This window comes from Aureispira anguillae (genome assembly GCF_026000115.1).
GTDB classification, from domain to species: Bacteria; Bacteroidota; Bacteroidia; order Chitinophagales; family Saprospiraceae; genus Aureispira; species Aureispira anguillae.
The window spans coordinates 2,001,640-2,019,652 of the sequence record NZ_AP026867.1; the positions used below are offsets into that span (position 1 = coordinate 2,001,640).

Annotated in this window: 14 protein-coding genes; 10 read left to right on the forward strand and 4 right to left on the reverse strand. The window is 35.4% G+C overall.

All coding sequences use genetic code 11. The features are described from left to right. The first annotated feature begins 132 nt into the window (after window positions 1–132). The 10 genes from AsAng_RS07830 to AsAng_RS07875 all read left to right on the forward strand — a co-directional run bounded on the left by AsAng_RS07830 (window position 133) and on the right by AsAng_RS07875 (window position 9,817). Window positions 133–753, forward strand: a complete 621-nt coding sequence (locus AsAng_RS07830; protein ID WP_264792211.1) for an NUDIX hydrolase — start codon at window positions 133–135, stop codon at window positions 751–753. Then, window positions 754–1,245 carry a 2-amino-4-hydroxy-6-hydroxymethyldihydropteridine diphosphokinase gene (gene folK / locus AsAng_RS07835; RefSeq protein ID WP_264792212.1) on the forward strand — a complete coding sequence of 164 codons (492 nt, stop codon included), beginning with the start codon at window positions 754–756 and terminating at the stop codon, window positions 1,243–1,245. It begins immediately after the preceding gene. Window positions 1,246–1,250: 5 nt separating this feature from the next. Then, the gene (locus AsAng_RS07840; RefSeq protein ID WP_264792213.1) at window positions 1,251–1,925 is read left to right on the forward strand and encodes a deoxynucleoside kinase; all 675 of its coding nucleotides are present in this window, start codon (window positions 1,251–1,253) and stop codon (window positions 1,923–1,925) included. 107 nt (window positions 1,926–2,032) lie between these two features. Continuing rightward, window positions 2,033–2,587: a cob(I)yrinic acid a,c-diamide adenosyltransferase gene (locus AsAng_RS07845; protein ID WP_264792214.1), complete on the forward strand. Its 555-nt coding sequence runs from the start codon at window positions 2,033–2,035 to the stop codon at window positions 2,585–2,587. Between the two features lie 361 nt (window positions 2,588–2,948). Further along, window positions 2,949–4,901, forward strand: coding sequence for an OmpA family protein (locus AsAng_RS07850; protein ID WP_264792215.1), 1,953 nt, complete (start codon window positions 2,949–2,951; stop codon window positions 4,899–4,901). Window positions 4,902–5,116: 215 nt separating this feature from the next. Then, on the forward strand, window positions 5,117–5,437 hold the full coding sequence (locus tag AsAng_RS07855; RefSeq protein WP_264792216.1) for an ArsR/SmtB family transcription factor: 321 nt from the start codon (window positions 5,117–5,119) through the stop codon (window positions 5,435–5,437). Window positions 5,438–5,836: 399 nt separating this feature from the next. Then, the gene (locus AsAng_RS07860) at window positions 5,837–6,574 is read left to right on the forward strand and encodes a hypothetical protein (RefSeq protein ID WP_264792217.1); all 738 of its coding nucleotides are present in this window, start codon (window positions 5,837–5,839) and stop codon (window positions 6,572–6,574) included. A 75-nt stretch (window positions 6,575–6,649) separates the two neighbouring features. Next, window positions 6,650–8,248 (forward strand): FMN-binding glutamate synthase family protein, encoded by a 1,599-nt coding sequence (locus tag AsAng_RS07865; RefSeq protein ID WP_264792218.1) that lies wholly within the window; start codon window positions 6,650–6,652, stop codon window positions 8,246–8,248. Between the two features lie 50 nt (window positions 8,249–8,298). Further along, window positions 8,299–9,045 (forward strand): hypothetical protein, encoded by a 747-nt coding sequence (locus AsAng_RS07870; RefSeq protein ID WP_264792219.1) that lies wholly within the window; start codon window positions 8,299–8,301, stop codon window positions 9,043–9,045. 94 nt (window positions 9,046–9,139) lie between these two features. Further along, entirely contained in the window at window positions 9,140–9,817 is a 678-nt protein-coding gene (locus AsAng_RS07875) for a hypothetical protein (RefSeq protein WP_264792220.1), read from the forward strand. On the opposite strand, the gene AsAng_RS07880 is transcribed toward AsAng_RS07875, so the two are convergent. The 4 genes from AsAng_RS07880 to AsAng_RS07895 all read right to left on the reverse strand — a co-directional run bounded on the left by AsAng_RS07880 (window position 9,818) and on the right by AsAng_RS07895 (window position 17,912). Next, complete coding sequence (locus tag AsAng_RS07880) at window positions 9,818–10,921, reverse strand: extracellular catalytic domain type 1 short-chain-length polyhydroxyalkanoate depolymerase (RefSeq protein ID WP_264792221.1); 1,104 nt, start codon at window positions 10,919–10,921, stop codon at window positions 9,818–9,820. It abuts the gene before it with no gap. 407 nt (window positions 10,922–11,328) lie between these two features. Beyond that, window positions 11,329–13,269 (reverse strand): ABC-F family ATP-binding cassette domain-containing protein, encoded by a 1,941-nt coding sequence (locus AsAng_RS07885; protein WP_264792222.1) that lies wholly within the window; start codon window positions 13,267–13,269, stop codon window positions 11,329–11,331. A gap of 550 nt (window positions 13,270–13,819) precedes the next feature. After that, entirely contained in the window at window positions 13,820–15,577 is a 1,758-nt protein-coding gene (locus AsAng_RS07890; RefSeq protein WP_264792223.1) for a leucine-rich repeat domain-containing protein, read from the reverse strand. 865 nt (window positions 15,578–16,442) lie between these two features. Next, window positions 16,443–17,912, reverse strand: coding sequence for a T9SS type A sorting domain-containing protein (locus AsAng_RS07895; RefSeq protein ID WP_264792224.1), 1,470 nt, complete (start codon window positions 17,910–17,912; stop codon window positions 16,443–16,445). Between the last annotated feature and the right edge of the window lie 101 nt (window positions 17,913–18,013).

The following is an 18,013-nucleotide window of genomic DNA, read 5'->3' on the forward strand; positions in this document are numbered from 1 at the left end:
TAATTTATTCTAAGCGAATTAGTTATAGTTGACAATCTTAAAAATTGTTGATATAGTTTGTATTGAATCGTTTGAAACTAAGAATTGTAGTATATTTGCCTTAACACTTCATTCAATTACAAACAAACACAAATGTACAAAATATATATTGGGGAGGTACCCGTTTTATTGGTTTCAAAAGACGAAGCTGCTTTATACAAAACAGGAAGTTTGAGAGATATGGTCGTTTATCATACTCTAAAGCGCAGAAAAAGCTTGCATCAGATTGTTGACAATTTAGAAAAAGGAACCAAAAGTTACGATTCTATTATTGTTATTTCTGAAGATTTACCGCAATTGAAAGAAGATTTTTTTACCATGTTCAAAATCCATAGAGCTGGGGGAGGTCTTGTATTTAATGACCAAGGAGAAGTTTTGGCCATCCACAGAATGGGACACTGGGATTTGCCCAAGGGCAAGGAGGAAAAAGGCGAGACAATAGAACAAACAGCCATTCGTGAAGTGCAGGAAGAAACGGGAATTCAGCAAATAGATTTAGGTGATTTTATTTGTGATACCTATCATACCTACAAAACCAAGTCAGGGAAACGCATCCTCAAATGGTCTACTTGGTATAAAATGACAACAACAGAAAAAGACCTAACGCCTCAAGAAGAAGAAGATATTGACTTAGCGGTTTGGTTGCCAATGAATGAATTGAAGGAAAAAAAGCCTATTTATAAAAACATACTAGATATATTGAACCACTTATAAATGAACACTGTATACTTAGCTTTAGGGACAAATGTAGGAAATCGTATTGCAAATTTGAACTTGGTACATCACTTAATTAGCCAGAATATTGGTATTGTATCCAAAGAATCTAGTATCTATCAAACGGCTGCATGGGGAGTAGAGGGACAAGAAGATTATTACAATCAAGTATTTTGTGTTAAAACCTCACTTAGTCCAGTCGATTTATTGCACAAATGCCAAGTCATAGAAAAAAAAATGGGCAGAATTCAAGCCATCAAATGGGCACCCCGAATTATAGATATAGACATTCTATTTTTTAATGATATGGTCTTGGCCAAAGACAACTTAAAAATTCCGCATTCGTTATTACAAGAACGAAATTTTGTACTAAAACCTTTGTCCGAAATTGCAGGAGAATGGGAACATCCTATTTTGAAAAAAACAATAACGGAGTTATTAGATGAATGCACGGATGATTTATCTGTTGTACCGCTAAAATTGGCAAATTAAATGTTATGAAAGAGGAAACTATGCACATTGCCAATGGAAACTATATTGTTATAGAGGGGAATATAGGAGCAGGAAAAACTTCTTTGAGCAAATTATTATCGACTGATCTTAATGCTCGTCTGATCTTAGAGGAGTTCTCTGACAATCCATTTTTGCCCCTTTTTTATAAAAATGCAGAACGTTATGCGTTTCCTGTCGAGTTGTTTTTTATGACAGAGAGGCACAAACAATTGCAAGATTTATTAATGAAGGGTAATTTATTCCAAAAGTATGTCGTTTCAGATTATATCTTTTCTAAAACGCTTCTCTTTGCTGGACAAAATTTGGTAGATGAAGAATTGAGGTTATTCCAACGTTTGTTTCATACCTTGAATGCTTCTTTCCCAAAACCTCATTTGTTGGTCTACCTACATCGATCCGTAGATAATTTGTTGACGAATATCTATAAAAGAGGAAGAGCATACGAACAGGATATTAGTGCTGCTTATTTATCAAAAATACAAAATGCTTATTTTGATTTTTTTAGAATGGTTGAACATGATTTATCCATTTTAGTATTGGATGTAGAAGGACTGGATTTCATTAATAATCCTGAACATTACCAAATGGTGGTTCAGCAAATAGAAAAAAAATACTCCAAGGGCTTACATCATTGGAAACTAGAACCTTCTAAAAATTAACGCTAATTTTTAAGAAATGCCCCAATAATGATTGTGAATCCTTTATAGATCGTAATATTAGTACACATAGTTTGTACTTTTGAAAAAAGTAACCTAAATTTATAGAAATGGCTTTTAAAGTATATACCAAAACAGGAGACAAAGGAACTACAGCACTCTTTGGTGGTGCTAGAGTACCTAAGAACCATATCCGTATAGAATCTTATGGAACAGTCGATGAATTAAATTCTTACATTGGTTTGATTCGAGATTCCTTAAGCGATGAACAACTGAAAATTGTCCTAAAAGAAATTCAGGATCGCTTATTTACTTTGGGAGCAATTTTAGCAACCGACCCCTCCAAAAAAAATGTTAAAACGCCAGATTTAAAAGATGAAGATGTTTCTTATCTAGAATCAGAAATTGACCAAATGGAAGAAAAATTAGAGCCATTAAAGTCATTTATTTTGCCTGGCGGACACCCAACCGTTTCATTTTGTCATATTGCCCGTTGTGTTTGCAGAAGAGCAGAACGAATGTGTGTTGCTCTAAATGAGAATGAATTGGTCTTGCCTGTTGTTATGCAATACCTAAATCGTTTGTCTGATTATTTGTTTGTATTAGGACGTTTTGTGGCAAAGAAATTAGATGCGGAAGAAGTTTGTTGGCTTCCTCGTCAATAAATTAGATAAGAGAAATATTGCTAGATTTAGATCCCTTAACAAAGTTTTAAGTTAAAATGGATTAGAAATTGTATACAAGAATAATTGTATCAATTTTGAAATGGTTTGTTGAAACAAGACAAAGGAAGTGAACACGATAGACTTAGTGTGCTCAACAAGTGGTGCGGCTCAGTGTTATTCGGTCATGGACTATGAACTTGAAGCTTACTTATAAGTAAGTCGTGGCATATACTGCTGCATAGTGCCTACTAAACTATGTAGCGAATTGGGTGGATTAGACCAATATAAAAAGAGGCTTATCAATGCCAGATCAACAAATTACTACATCTTAGTAACTCAAAACTAAATCAACTGCTATTCCATGTCTATGAAAAATGTGTTATTATTGATCATTAGCTGCTTAGTTTTCTATACCAAAGGATTGGCTCAACCTGAGGATAATTCTATTACCAGTAATAAAAATGTAAAAGAACTTATCCAAGATGCAGAGACCTACATCAATAAGCAACAATTTAAATTTGCAAAGATAGCGCTAGAAGCTGCTATTAAACAAAAGAAAAAATTTGTGATTGCTTATCGTTTGTTGGGTATTGTTAATGCTAAGCTGAGGAATCATGAGGAAGCAATCACAGCTTACGAAAAATTATTCGAATTGTCGCCCTCTCTTTCAAAAGCTGCTTATTTTGAATGTGCTCAGGTTTATATGAAAATGTATCAATACGATAAGGCGTTGGGCTATTTTCATTTGTACAAAAACGCTGCTTCTTCCGATTATAAAACAGATGAAAGCACCATTCAGATTGGTTATGATATGGTCTTAGGCCGAGAGATTATGAGCTGTCTTTATGCAAGAGAAGTTGACTTAAGAGCAATGAAGGAGGAGTCTTATAACCTTGGAACGGCAATCAATTCGGCTGCTGATGAATATTTACCCACCTTAACAGGAGATGGGCAGTGGCTTATTTTTACTTCTAATAGAGGAGGAGAAAATATTTTGATGAGTAAGCCCAACCTCAAGGGGAGCTGGGCGCAAGCTCGATCAATTTCTAAGGCAATTAATACGCCTAGAAATGAGGGAATGGCAAAGTTAACAGTTTGTGGTCGGATGATTTATTTTTCAGCTTGTGGCTGGGAAAATGTAGAGGGAGGTTGCGATATTTTTGAGGCAGATTTTGATACACAAAATGATTTTGCAGTGGTTGATGAGGTACGACCCTCTAAGGGGTTAAATAGCAAAAAGTGGGACTCTCAACCTGCCATTAGTTGTGATGGAAAAACAATGTATTTTTCTTCTAATCGCAAAAATGGACAAGGAGGCACCGATTTATGGATGAGTACATTGGCTGATGATGGTCTCTGGGAACCACCTGTGAATATGGGCGAATTAATTAATACGACAGGTGATGAAGAGGCACCTTATATTGCACCAGATGGCATTACGCTTTATTTCTCGTCTGATGGTCATCCTGGTTTTGGTGAGGCTGATATTTTTAGAACGGTATTGCAAGAGGATGGTACTTGGTCTAAGCCTGTTAATTTGGGACATTCTGTAAATACTCCTTTTCGAGAGGCAGGGATTGTTATTAGTCCTGATGGAACGAGAGCTTATTATGCTTCTGCACAGGATGGAGGACAAGGAGGTTTGGATATTTATACCATAGCAATGCATCCTGATATTGCTCCTGAAAAAGCGAATGTAATGGTAGATGCTTATGTGTATGATGCTGCTACCAAAGAACCTATTCATAATGTAAAAGTAAAAATAGGAAAGTCTGGGGCAAAAAAACAAGAATTAAAAACAGATGAGCATGGGCGTTTTTTCGCCTGTTTGCCAGACAACAACTCTTACTCCTATATTCTAATGAATCCTAATTATCAAACTTTTGTGGGAGCAGAGTTTTTTAGAAGAAATCCCGATGAACCTACCAAAAAAATTGAAGTGTTTTTAATTCCAAGCACCAAAAAAGTTGAAGCAAAAATTCCTCCTAAACGGAAAGTACGAAAAAATTTATCGGTCTATTTTGATTCTGGAAAATATAATATAACAGCAATCCAAAAGGAACAACTGGAACGAATGGTCAATCAATTTGAGGATAAGTCAACCATCAAACTAAAAGTTACAGGCTTTGCAGATGATGTAGGAAACAAAGATTTTAATTTGGCTTTATCAGTAGAACGGGCAAAGATGGTGGCGGATTATTTGATTAGTCTTGGTTTGAATACAGGACAAGTAGAGCATAGTGGTGGTGGTGTTGTTCAAGGGGATATTGCTAAACATCAGAAACGAAGAGTTGAGATTATCATTTCTAACTAGGGGACTACCTGCCAGAATTAAATAAAAAGGAATATAATATTTCATTCCCTAAATTATTTATGATACTTCCTTCATATTTTGGATAATGCTTAAAAAAAAGGTATCTTTATCAAAGTTCTGATAAGTATCTTAGGGGGGAGAAAACTAAATCAGATCGAACTTCAATCAATTAATACTTACTTGGGTATACCACAACCTATGTTTAATCCTTTTTTATGAAAGATATTCAAATCGAGAAAAAAACGTCATTGTCACCAGATCAATTGGAATTTGCGGCTTCTATTTTAAAAGCTGTAGCACACCCTATCCGTTTATCCATTTTGCAATTATTAGACAACGAAGACCGATTATCTGTGAATGAGATTTGTGAAAGAATAAAAAGTGAGCAATCTTTGACCTCTCATCATTTATCGAATATGAAGTTGAAAGGGATTTTAGGAAGCAAGCGAGAAGGACAGCGTGTCTATTATTACCTAAAATTACCCGCTTTAAATAATTTACTATCTTGTTTAGATACATGTGTTAACTGCTTCTAGGATAGTTACTATCTTAAGAAATGTTAAAAAGGAAACGCTGTAGGCAGAAGCTTGCAGCGTTTTTTTTTATACTACCGTTTTAATTGTATATTTAAATAGCGGACTAAATATTTTCATTCTTGGATGATTTTCTCTCTATCGTATGAAATATTAAGCAATGCACCCTCTTCTTCTTATTTAATGATGTTGCTTGGTTCGTTATTAGCTAGCTTGCGCAACTGTTTTTATAACTCTATAAAATATAACAAGCACTCCATTTATTATGCTTAAGGTACTAACTTTTACTTAATTGTTAAAAGAATAAAACATTAGGCAGTGTGTTGATCTTCATGCGTTTGTTTGGGGGCGATGCAATGAATTATTGATTTTTTATTCATGGATAAAATTAATAAGAGAAATATGCCATTACAAAACAATTGGTTATTGGTATTGCTGACCATTATTATCTATACCCCTATAAAGGCACAATTTTATGTTAATATGGAAGGTGGCTTAAAATGGGATATTGTACAAACTTATGCTTCTAAGGGGGATTTTGAGTTTGTTAAACAACCTGATTTTGTAGGAGGAGCTAGACTGGGCTATGAAATTAATCCTTACCTTGCCTTAGAGTTAGGAGTCTATGTGCATCAACTAAATAATAATTACATTTATCGATTGGATGGAGTTAGTTGGTTGGAGGAAGAACAATGGTTGCCTGCCCAACTTTTGCAATTTCCGATTCGGCTGCGTACAACCATTTTTACCATTCAAAAAAAACTATCCATTCACCCTTATTTGGGCTTAGCGATATTGGTTCATCGACATGAAACAGGGCGTTATGAATGGCGTTTTCAGCAGCAGGCAATTGAAGATCCTACCCATCGTTCTTCGTTTCGGTATGAATATGCAGCAGCATTTAAATCTCGTTATTTAATGTTGGGCGAAGCTGGTTTAATAGGACAATATAAGGTTACTCGTCATTTTAGCATTACGCTTGCTTTAGGGTTTACAATGGGAAGTACTGCTATTCATGAATCATTATTGTATTGGCAAAGAAAGATGCCATCAATTGAGGATGACGGTGTTTTGAACGCCCAATATAAGGGAGATCAGATTACGTTAATGTTAGGGGTTCAATGCCTATTTAAGAGATAGTTTTTGATGTTTCAACATTTTTTACTAATTTAAAAATGCATCTGTATTTTTTTGGAACTCAAAACAAACTCCCTAATGACGATACCTAATATGCGGCTTAAATTTTATATAGGATCTATTCTTATTATAGGATTGCTTGTAGCACTGGCTAAGTTTTACTCTCTTTATGTACTTTGGGCATTTGTTTTTGTTGGTCCGATAATATTGATGGGAATCTATGATGTACTGCAAAATAAGCATGCCATTCGAAAAAATTACCCTTTATTAGGTCGATTGAGGTATACCTTAGAAACCTTTCGCCCTGCTATTCAACAATATTTTGTGGAAGATGACCTAAATGGCAAGCCATTTAGTAGAAGAAAACGCTCCTTAGTTTATCAACGGGCCAAGCAAGAAAATGAAACGGTTCCTTTTGGTACTCAGATTGACATTTATGATGAAGGGTATGAATGGATGGTGCATTCTGCTTATCCGTTGGATGCCTCTAAAATGGATCGATCTCCTAGGGTACGAGTAGGTGGAAAGGATTGCAAACAACCTTATGAATTGAGTTTGTACAATATTTCGGCTATGAGTTATGGCTCTTTGAGTGCCAATGCAGTTACTGCTATGAACAAGGGAGCAAAAAAGGGAAAATTTGCCCATAATACAGGAGAAGGTGGAGTTAGCCCTTATCATCAACAAGGGGGCGATTTGATTTGGCAGTTGGGAACAGGATATTTTGGAGCTAGAGCTGCTGATGGGAACTTTGACCCTCAAAAATACAAAAAAACGGTAGCGCAGGAATGCATTAAAATGATAGAGCTTAAATTGTCTCAAGGGGCTAAGCCTGGAAAAGGAGGGATCTTACCAGCGATTAAGAATACAGTCGAAATTGCTGGGATCAGAGGCGTAAAACCACATGAACCTGTCCTTTCTCCCTCGTATCACAAAGCGTTTAATAGCCCAGAAGGATTGATGCATTTTGTGCAAGAACTAAGAGATTTATCAGGGGGCAAACCCGTAGGGTTTAAGCTTTGTATTGGTAGTGAGAAAGAGTTTTATGATATGTGCAAAGCTATGATTAAGACCAATATTTGTCCCGATTTTATTACGATTGATGGAGGAGAAGGTGGAACGGGGGCTGCTCCTGTAGAATTTTCGGATTCTTTGGGGATGCCCATGAAGGATGGTTTGTCTTTTGCTGTTGATACGTTGCGAGGGTTTAATCTCAAAAAGGATATTGTTGTAATTGCTGCTGGTCGGATAACTTCTGCTTTTGATCTTGTCAAAGCCTTAGCTTTAGGGGCAGATGCTTGTTATAGTGCTAGGGCTATGATGATGGCAGTGGGCTGTATTCAAGCCTTAGAATGTCACACCAATCAATGCCCAACAGGGGTTGCTACACAGGACAAAAAATTAATGAAAGGTCTGGATGTTGAAGATAAATCAGATCGAGTATATCATTTTCATAAAAAAACGCTGTATGCTTTTGTGGATATGATGGCAGCCGCAGGAATTGATCACCCATCTAAGATTAAACGCAAGCATATTTTTGAGCGAACAACGATTGGAATGGTTCGCCGTTATGACCAATTGTATCCCAACATTCCAATAGGTTGTTGTCTGAATACAGATGAAATACCTGAGGTGTTCAAAAAAGAAATGCTCATGTTACTAGAGGATGCAGAATAATTGTGCTTAGGAATTGCTGTTATAAAATAAATAGATGCTGCCTAAAGCTTATGGTGCTTGGTCTTTTTTTATGTTGTGGAAAAACTGCGCAAACTCAGGTTGATTTTGAGCTGATGGAACAACAGATGATTGATAATTATCAAATTTTAAAAGAGGCCTATGAGAATGGGAACCCTGAGCGACAACAAATTTTTGGCAAAAAACTGAAACGTCAAATTATGTTTGCTTTGTTGCAAAAAGGGAGTTATTATTATCCTTTTTTTAGATTGCGGAGATACATTCAAATGGTGGAATCTCAAGATAAAAAAATTCGCATTTTTAGCTGGGATGGAATGGTTGGAGGGAATTGGCGAAAAATGTATTCCATTGCTCAATTTAGAGGCGTTCAAAATCAATCCTATTTTAAGATATTATCGGATGGAGAACAAATCGTTCATCGTTATCAAGATGTTTGCATCCATGCCATTCATCAAGTCCCTGCTCCCCAAAATAATGGCAGTTACTATGTAGTAATTGGAAAGGGAAGCCATGCCAAGGGACAGCAACATACCACTGTTCGTGTATTTTACTTTTCTCATAATGAATTATTGGAGTGTAGCGATTGTTTTGAACAAGGGGAAACTTATTGGACAATTAATAGTTCTATCTATTATCCCATTGATCTAACCTACGATTCTAAACGGAAACAAATTCGTTATTTAAAGCCAACTTATGATCCCAAAACAGGGAATCGCCAAAGAGGGAGGTATCATAGATTGTATTGGCGAGAAGGGAAGTTTAGTGCAGATGGAAATTAGCACTAAAATTTTCTCTGATTGGGAAACTAAATAAGAGAACTTGGCGGTTAATAGATGAGAATGTTTATCGATAAATTAAAAATCAAAACCCTTTATGTTGGACGTTGGCTTAATGTTGTTTTTGTTTCTGCTTGTACCTGTTTTATTAGAAGTTGGCACTCGATTACTTTTTTACTTTTCAAGTTTTTCAACAATAAAAAAAGAATGGCTTCTATTGGTGGATACCTTAAAAATAACTACTTATGCTTCTCCCAAAAACGCTTTTAAAGAGTCCATTAATGGGTTTAAATTAACTGCTTCAGGCAGAGTTGACCAGCATAATGTTTTTCTTGCTTGGTCCAAACCTATGAGAGATAACCAAGGAAAGATGTTTTGTAAAGTAGAGCTAAAAAATCCTAGGAAGGTGAGCTTAGATTTATGCAAAGGGGTTAGCCTTTTAAAAAGGGGAAATATGCAAGTAGAGGATGCCTATTTTCAAGAAAAGTTTAAAATTTCAACCAATAATGAAGCTGGAATGCAGCAAGTCCTAACGGATGATATTTTGCAAAAGATCAGAAGGGTTTTCGCCACAGAATTAGAGGCAACACTAAAAATTGAATGCGTAAAAAATCAGAGCAGCAACAACGACCTTATTTTAGATGTTGGCGATCAATACTTTTTAGTCTATTCCAATTTAAATTATCAAATAAAAAATAAAACGGATCGCTTATTTATAGAAAGAACCTTAGGGGCGATGCTTGATATAGCTCAAAGAATAGATGCCTTAAACTAATTAATCTATTTTTACGATTTTATCAATGTAAATTTGATTCGTGGTTTTTGTTTGAATAAAATAAACCCCTTTTTCTAAACGACTAAGATCAATCTCTAGCGAATTCTTAAAGGCAGCGACTTTTTCGCCAACAGCATTAAAAACAACAATTTCTAAATTTTGCTTAAGGTTGCTAGTCGCCCTTAACTTTCCTTTGGTAGGGTTGGGATAGAATTGAATAATAGAAGCGGCTGTATTATTAGTTCTAATTGGCGTAACATTACTACAATTTAAGGTATGTTGTTGGAAAAATGACCAAATTAGGTGGGTGGCATCAATAGCGCTAGAACTTGGGTCGCCCGATGCGGTCTGAGGCCCCCCTGGCCAAGAGTGCCCGCCATCTTGTGTTGCATAGTGATGGATTTCAGAGCTGCAGTTGCAAGCCCTCCATTTTACCAATGTATAATTGGAATTGTTGACAAGGGTATCTTGGGGAACTGTGCAAGAATTAATTGCTGCCCACGTATTAATAACAGAATCCTGCGGAAGATTGTAATGGCTAGATGGTCCATTTCCAATTCCACCTGAATAAGGGATATGAGTATCTAAATAAGAATGGAAATTAATCACTGGAACAGGGCGAAGGGGGGAACAGTTGGAAATGCTCATTGAGGCAGCGACAGGAGCAATAGCAGCAATTCTGTTGGATAGTTCGCAGGCTAGACGATAGGTCATAAAACCTCCATTTGACATCCCTGTAACATAAATTCGGTTGCTATCTATAGCGTATTGTTGACTTAGACTGTCCAATAAGACCTCAATAAAACCAACATCATCTACCGCAGTATTACTAGCAAAACCACAGCACCAGCCTGCATTCCAAGAACTCGCATTAAGAAAGCCTCCCTTTACACCTTCAGGATAAACAACCACAAAATTTTCAGCATCGGCTTTTAGGCTTAATTGGGAAGTCGCTTGCATGCTATATGCATTCCCAAATCCTCCATGCATTGCTACAACTAATGGCAATGGATTTAGCCCCGTATAGCCCGCAGGCAAATGTAGAAGATAGGTTCTATTATAATTACCATGGCTTAAGCTATCGTATTGAGCTGTTGCAATCATTGGGATTAAGAAAACTAGAGGTAACAAGAAATAGAATCGTAAGGATGAAGTTGGTGACATAATGTACTGGAAAATAGATTTAAAAATAGCAGACGATTAGTGTAGAATAAAGACCCATCTTAGAACGAAAGGTTTAAACTAAAATGAAGGTTTATCTTAATTTTTAAGTTCTTTGACAACCCGAACAGAGCTTGCGACCTCACGAATCCAGCTTGCTGGCTTGTGAGTGATAACGAACCGACCTTAGGGAGCTCATAAGCACTAGCGCACTAGCTAACCTAGCAGCGCAGCTAAACAGAGTGAGTAACAAGGCTCACACAATGAGCCTACAATCAATTTTTATAATAAAAAAAACAGCTAAAAGATACCCCCTTAGCTGTTTTATATCACGAATTAATTCGTTCTATCTAATTTTCTTCCAAGCTTTCCAATTCCATTTCGGCGGTCTCCCATTTTTCCATGGTTTCTGCAAGCTTTACTTTGGTAAGTTCGTATTTTGCCACGGCAGTATCATATTCAGGTGTTCCAAAAATAGACATGTCTGCCATGGTCGCCTCATATTTTTTTAAGTCCTCTTCCAAACGATTAATTTTGCGTTCAGCATTTTGAATATCTTTTTTGAGTTGTTTTAGTCGTTGGTGATATTCTTTCCCTTCTAATTTAGGTTTGACAACTACTTTAGGTGTTTCGGCAACGACTTCATTTTTTCCAGCCTTACCCAAACTCACTTCTCTAAAGGTATCCAAAGCACGTTTTTCTAAGAAATACTTAACGTCTCCTAAGTAGGGTTTTAATTTTTTATTGTTAAACTCAATCACTTTATCGGTCAGACCAACCAAAAAATCACGATCATGCGAGACAATGATTAGCGTGCCATCATAGCGTAAAATAGCATCCTTTAGAACTTCTTTAGAACGAATATCCAAGTGATTAGTCGGCTCATCCAGAACTAGCAAGTTGATAGGGCGCAACATCATGCAAGCCAAGGCAAGACGGGCACGTTCTCCTCCAGAAAGTACCGATACTTTTTTGTCAACATCCTCTCCTGAAAATAAAAAAGAGCCTAAGATATTTCTCAGTTTTGTTCGCATTTCAAAAGGAGCATCTTGATCAATGGTTTCTAAAACAGTCAATTTAGGATCTAGTGTTTCAGCTTGATTTTGCGCATAATAACCAACCGCAACATTGTATCCTAGTTCCGCTTTTCCTTCAGCTTGCACTTGTCCCAATATAATTTTAGATAGAGTGGATTTTCCTTCGCCATTTTTGCCAACAAAAGCGACACGTTCACCTCGGATAATTTCTAAATCAACTTGATCTAGAATATTTCGTTCGCCATAACTTTTAGTAACGCCTTTGACACTAACCACCACCTCCCCAGCGCGAGGAGAGGGCGGGAAGGATAGTTTCATTTTGCCGCTATTGACCGTATCCAGCTCAATTTTATTCATTCTATTTAGCTCTTTCATTAGCGATTGAGCCATTTTTGCCTTATTGGCTTTGGCACGGAAACGGTCTATCAGCTGTTCTTTTCTTGCAATTTCCTTTTGTTGATTTTCAAAAGCATTTTGTTGCAGTTCTCGGCGTTCCTTTTGTAGAATGAGATATTTAGAATAGTTGGCTTTGTAATCATAAGTTTTTCCCAAATCAATTTCTATGGTGCGTTTGGTTACATTGTCAAGGAAAGTCTTATCATGGGAAATGGTAACCACAGCCCCTTCATAAGTTTCCAAAAATTGCTCTAACCAAATGATAGATTCGATATCTAAATGGTTGGTAGGCTCATCCAACAACAAATAATTTGGACGTTGCAATAACATTTTAGTAAGCTCTATTCTCATTTGCCAGCCCCCACTAAACTCATCGGTTAATCTACTAAAATCATCAGGCATAAAACCAAGTCCCATTAGGATTTTTTCTGCTTCGACTTGAATGCTTTGCCCACCCATCACACGATAACGCTCATTTAAGTCATCTAACTCATTAAACAAGTTGAGATAAGATTCACTTTCATAATCCGTGCGGGTTTCAATTTGATGATTGATAGCTTCTATTGCTGCCTCCAATTTTTGAACATCTGCCAAAATACTTAGGGTTTCTTCCAGTACAGTTTTCCCTTTTGGAAGGCTCATATCTTGGTGTAAAAAACCAATTGTACTGTCTTTGGGACGAACCACATTTCCTTCATGCGGTCTAACATCACCAGCAATAATTTTGAGCAAAGTAGATTTTCCAGCTCCATTTAACCCCACTAAACCAATCCGATCTCCATCATGAATAGATAATGAAATTTTATCGAGAACAGTACGGTCACCGTATTTTACAAAAATGTTATTAATACCCAGCATAATATGATGTTAATTAAAGAAGTTGTTTAAAAATGGAATTTTGTTGGTAATGAGTACTAATTTTTAGATAAACAAGGCATGAGCATAGCGAACTGCGCAGGCTTATAGCTAGAGCTATAATCGTTAAGCATATTTTCTTCATAGCAGCGCTATGGAGCAAATTTTTAACGCAGAGTAGCTAGAAATTAGCTTTCATTAGCGATATAAGGCTATTCTTAAACAACTTCAAATAGAGAAATTTGGAATAATCTACAACTTAGCTTAATTATTTGCTTTGAAGCTCTTAAAAAAGCTTTGCAAAGATAATAGATTCTAGCTAAAAAAGGTGCCTCTACTAGTTAATTGTCGAACATAAATACGTTATTTAAATTTGAGTCTTTTTTCTATGAATAGTAGCTTAGTTTTGAGTGTTTTTGGTAAATCGAGTCTGAAAATTCAGATAGGGGCTTTAGAATAATTATTAAATAAATTAAAATAGAGATTATATTAGCTCGTCTAACTACGAAGCAGTTTTGTTCAAGGTTTTGGAGGGAATGAGGGCTAAATAAATTTAGAGATATTCCATATAAATTTCACAACTTGGGGGCAACAATTGTTGCAACCGTTTTCTATAAATTGTTCGGAGATTGTCGTGATCATAATACAACCGACTTTCGTAGAAATGAATCTTCTTTAAGTTTTTGAGATTTATCCAAGAAAGTGGAATTTCGAAAATAGATTGCTGCTCAGATCGTGGGGTTAAACAACTATCAAATTTTAATTCTTCTAAAGAAAATAAATGCCCAATTTCTTCTGGTACTTTGTCAAATAGATTGTTACTCAATGTTAAGCGTTTTAGCTTTTTTAGCTTAGATATATCCTTTGGAAGTGCGGTCAATTGATTGTTGCTAAGATGGAGTTCCTCTAGATGAGGATATTTAGCAACAATGCTAGAAATATCTTTTAATGCATTGTGAGCTAAGTCCATTTTTTTTAACTGAGACCAGTTAAGTACAGGATTAGGAATCGTGGCCAACCGATTATTAGACAAGTCAGCTGTTTTAATATTGGGGAAACAGGATAGGGGCAAAAAGCATTGATCCAAGGCTTTTTGATCTAATAGGGCCCAATTTCTATAGGTGTTTTTGGTACCAGAGATATAATGTTCAATTCCTAAAAAACAGCGATTAAAATTCACATGTTCAATCTCATAATGGCTGATTTCATTGGGAATATTGAGCAAAATTGTTTGTTTTAAATCAAGCGTTTTACTTTGGGAATTATAAAATTGTTCTTCAATAATTTTTTGTATTAATTGCTGGTCACTACTGTGTTTTAAAAGGTATAAAACACCCTCACTACGTCCATTTTGTTCGTAGGCATATTGCGCTAAATTTAAAGGGGTTAAATCCAAGCCTTTCCCATTATTGCTTTTAAGCGTTGTGAAATTAGGAAAGTTTTTAAAGTCAATAACCAAGCCCTGTGAGGAACCTGAATTGTTATTGCAAGCTTTGATTTCTTTCACCTGTTTGAGTTGGCTAATTTCGGGAGGCACAGGGATCGTTTCGCCCAAAAGAAGATGATTGAGGTCAACCATATTTAAATACTCCAGTTGTGAAAGTTGGCAAATGACGGCAGGGAATTCAACAAATTTATTATTGGAGATATTTAACCTTTTTAAATTAGGTAATAATGTTAAGGCTTTATTTAGTTTGCTAATACTATTGTTTGAAATATTCAGCGATTCTAACTGTTCGAAAGCTTTGATTTTGGCAGGAATAATTTTGATTTTGTTGTCGCTCAAATCAATTTCTGTCAATTCCGTAAAATCATAAAGCTCAGTTGGTATTTTGGTTAAGGCACAATTGTTTAGTTTAAATGAAGTACCTGAAATAAAAGTTTTTAATAATTCCTTTTTTAAATCAATAGGAAGCCGATCCAAAAGGTATTTGAGCCCTACGTTATACTTATTATACATTGCAAATGCCATTTTCATCCCATCAAGCTCCCCATAACTCATTTCAACATAAGAATCGATATTTTTTTTAATGGTTTGTTCAGTAGGAGCGACTTGCCCTTTTTGAGTTAAACGCAGATCTCTACTCATAATCTGAGAAACATTAGAAGAACCCTGTTGGTACAAAAAAGCTGCTGCTTTGCGTTTGAGTTCTGTGTTTTCAGACAATTTAAAAACCACAAATGCCTCAGTGAAAAGCTCCTTTGGGAAGGTTTGAGCTTCTAAAATTTCGAAAGCAATTTGCGTATTGTTGTCATCTGTGCTTAGTAAGAGAGAAGATAAGTTTTTTAATTCTTCGGGGGTTAATTGCATGTTATTCTGTTTGAATTAAAGTGGAATAATGTGTTTTATAGGCTAGATATTTGGTGGTGTTCTAGAATGTAAGCAAGAGCAAAAATTTGCTAATTGTTAATGAAGGAATAATCTTATTGAGCAGTATTTTTGTTTCGTGAACACCTTGTGATTTGTCGTTTGTTTAGAAATAAAAGAAATAACAACGGTTGTGTATTGTTTGCTGAGGGGCAAAATTATTTTTTCTAACATTTGATGGAGCCTTGTGTTAAATGTAGAGAACAAACTACCTTGTTGAAATACTATTTTTGTGCTAACCCAACAAGGTAGTTTGGAACTTAGCCGATAATTGATAAAGTGCTGAAGGTCTTTTCTTTGAAGTGCTCTCACGCTTGGCATATAGGTGTTTTTATAAAAGAATTACCTAACTGTTTTGTTACTTTGTGGCTTGGCAAAAGCCATAAAGTAGTTTTGCAGTTGTTTGTATTTTTTTGATTATTAGTTGTATAAAGGGGCTTTGTTTTATTTTTTTAACAAAGCAAAAAAATAATATTGATTCGTAAAGAATATGAGTCATCATTACAAAATGACCTGTATTTAATATAGGTTTGCATTTCATAGACCCCTTGTACGAAGGATCTATGAGATGCATTTAGGATAAAAAATAGGGCTCTATTAATATATTGAAGTTGTTTAAACGTAAAATGGCATTATTAAAAAATAGCAGCATTTTTACTATTTTACTGTTACACAGTTGATTCTAGATTGTTTTTAAACAATGTCACTATATAAGGCAATAATATAGGTTATTATAGGGAATAAAACAACAGATAGAACTAAATAATCTTGTTAAAAATGCTGTTTAATAAAAGATAATAAATTATTGCTATTGGAGGATTATCTTGCCTGTATACAGTTTATTTTTCGCATTGTTGTGCAGTCGATAAAAATACATGCCATTGGTCAAATTTTTTCGATCTAAAATAAAATCTTGATTGTTAATGTTTTGAGACTTGAGCTCTTTACCCATTGCATCATATATTTTTAGTAACCATTGATCATTTATGCTAAAATTGTCAATAGAAATCGTTGTTTCTTGATGAAATGGATTAGGGAATACTCGAATTGAACTTTGATCCTGAGCAATTTTGGGGACAGTAGTTCCAATGTTACAATCTATGTCAAGTGGAGTTCCCCAAGTATCCCCACTTTTGGCATAATAGACCAATTGTTTATTATGTGCTCCAAATACCGTTGATGGATTTTCATAGTAAGGTCCTCCTAAGCCATCTAAATAACTATAAAAAGGAAGGGTATTCCCAATTAATTGATTCCAACAATTGCTGCCTGTTTGATAATGTTGACCATCTAATCTTTTAGCTCTTTTATTAAATATTGCGTCAATAAGAAAGGTAGAATAAGTACTAGAATCGGATAAAACTTCGTACGATAATTGGTTCAAATGATTTAATTCAGAAAGGATAATAACTTCTTGAATCGTATCTATTGTAATGGTGGTGTCAGGATTTGGAACTTGACTTGTATTGTTATAATTATTGTTGCATACTTGAATCGAATATTGAATGGTATCCAAATTATTGGATGTTGCTTTGCCAAGGACTATTCTGCGAGTATTTTGAATGTTATATATCCATGGACTCGAACTAGATCGGTATTCACTTCTTACATGAAATTCATCCCCAATGTTATAATTAAAAATATCCGCAGCTGTCAGATTGCTAATACCAAGATTAGGATTAGAAGCACCAACAATATGATAAGGCTCTTGTGTATCGGGAAAGTTCGGGATGGCATAAAAATCAATTAAACCATGATGCTTAGAAAATTTGATTTGTTGGTTGTTGATGGAGTGAGAAATGGCGATAGTACTGTTTTTGGCTTGTAGTGTGATGGTTTTAATACTATCTAATAGACCTAATACTGTCATGGTATCAATAGAGGTAAGTGTCGCCTCAATATAATTATTATTGGTCCAAGTATATAGCGTCCATTTGTCGTTCAGTTCAGCAAGGGATTGAATAACAATACTTTCATTCTTCTGATTAAAAAATGTGTATTCGCCATTGGGTTGCATCGTGATTTGATGACCAATCCAAGAGGAATCCGTTTCGGTTAATAAGCAAGGGCTAGGAGTAGTGAGGTGTCGGGTTAGTACTTTATGGTTATAATAATGAGTAGTTCCTGCTGAATTATTGACAGAATCAATCCGAATGGATAAAATTTCTTCTTGATGTTTGAAATGAGCTACTCGATTGGGATGGATAAGCTCATAATTTTGGGCAAAGGATAAGTTACTAATTCCTAAGATTAGGAAAAAAAGGAATAATGATTTCATTTCGTAGTTTTGAATAAAAAAGGATTATAATATAAATTATATAATATTTTTTTAGTAAAAAAGCAACACTAAAGATAAACCATTATAAACAATAAGTCAAT

Bases quoted from the DNA above. Each gene is read 5' to 3' on its own strand.
- AsAng_RS07850 (WP_264792215.1), top strand. From the start codon at position 2,949: ATGTCTATGAAAAATGTGTTATTATTGATCATTAGCTGCTTAGTTTTC.
- folK (WP_264792212.1), top strand. From the start codon at position 754: ATGAACACTGTATACTTAGCTTTAGGGACAAATGTAGGAAATCGTATT.
- AsAng_RS07830 (WP_264792211.1), top strand. From the start codon at position 133: ATGTACAAAATATATATTGGGGAGGTACCCGTTTTATTGGTTTCAAAA.
- AsAng_RS07875 (WP_264792220.1), top strand. From the start codon at position 9,140: ATGTTGGACGTTGGCTTAATGTTGTTTTTGTTTCTGCTTGTACCTGTT.
- AsAng_RS07845 (WP_264792214.1), top strand. From the start codon at position 2,033: ATGGCTTTTAAAGTATATACCAAAACAGGAGACAAAGGAACTACAGCA.
- AsAng_RS07880 (WP_264792221.1), bottom strand. From the start codon at position 10,921: ATGATTGCAACAGCTCAATACGATAGCTTAAGCCATGGTAATTATAAT.
- AsAng_RS07870 (WP_264792219.1), top strand. From the start codon at position 8,299: ATGGTGCTTGGTCTTTTTTTATGTTGTGGAAAAACTGCGCAAACTCAG.
- AsAng_RS07860 (WP_264792217.1), top strand. From the start codon at position 5,837: ATGCCATTACAAAACAATTGGTTATTGGTATTGCTGACCATTATTATC.
- AsAng_RS07890 (WP_264792223.1), bottom strand. From the start codon at position 15,577: ATGCAATTAACCCCCGAAGAATTAAAAAACTTATCTTCTCTCTTACTA.
- AsAng_RS07840 (WP_264792213.1), top strand. From the start codon at position 1,251: ATGAAAGAGGAAACTATGCACATTGCCAATGGAAACTATATTGTTATA.
- AsAng_RS07885 (WP_264792222.1), bottom strand. From the start codon at position 13,269: ATGCTGGGTATTAATAACATTTTTGTAAAATACGGTGACCGTACTGTT.
- AsAng_RS07895 (WP_264792224.1), bottom strand. From the start codon at position 17,912: ATGAAATCATTATTCCTTTTTTTCCTAATCTTAGGAATTAGTAACTTA.
- AsAng_RS07855 (WP_264792216.1), top strand. From the start codon at position 5,117: ATGAAAGATATTCAAATCGAGAAAAAAACGTCATTGTCACCAGATCAA.
- AsAng_RS07865 (WP_264792218.1), top strand. From the start codon at position 6,650: ATGACGATACCTAATATGCGGCTTAAATTTTATATAGGATCTATTCTT.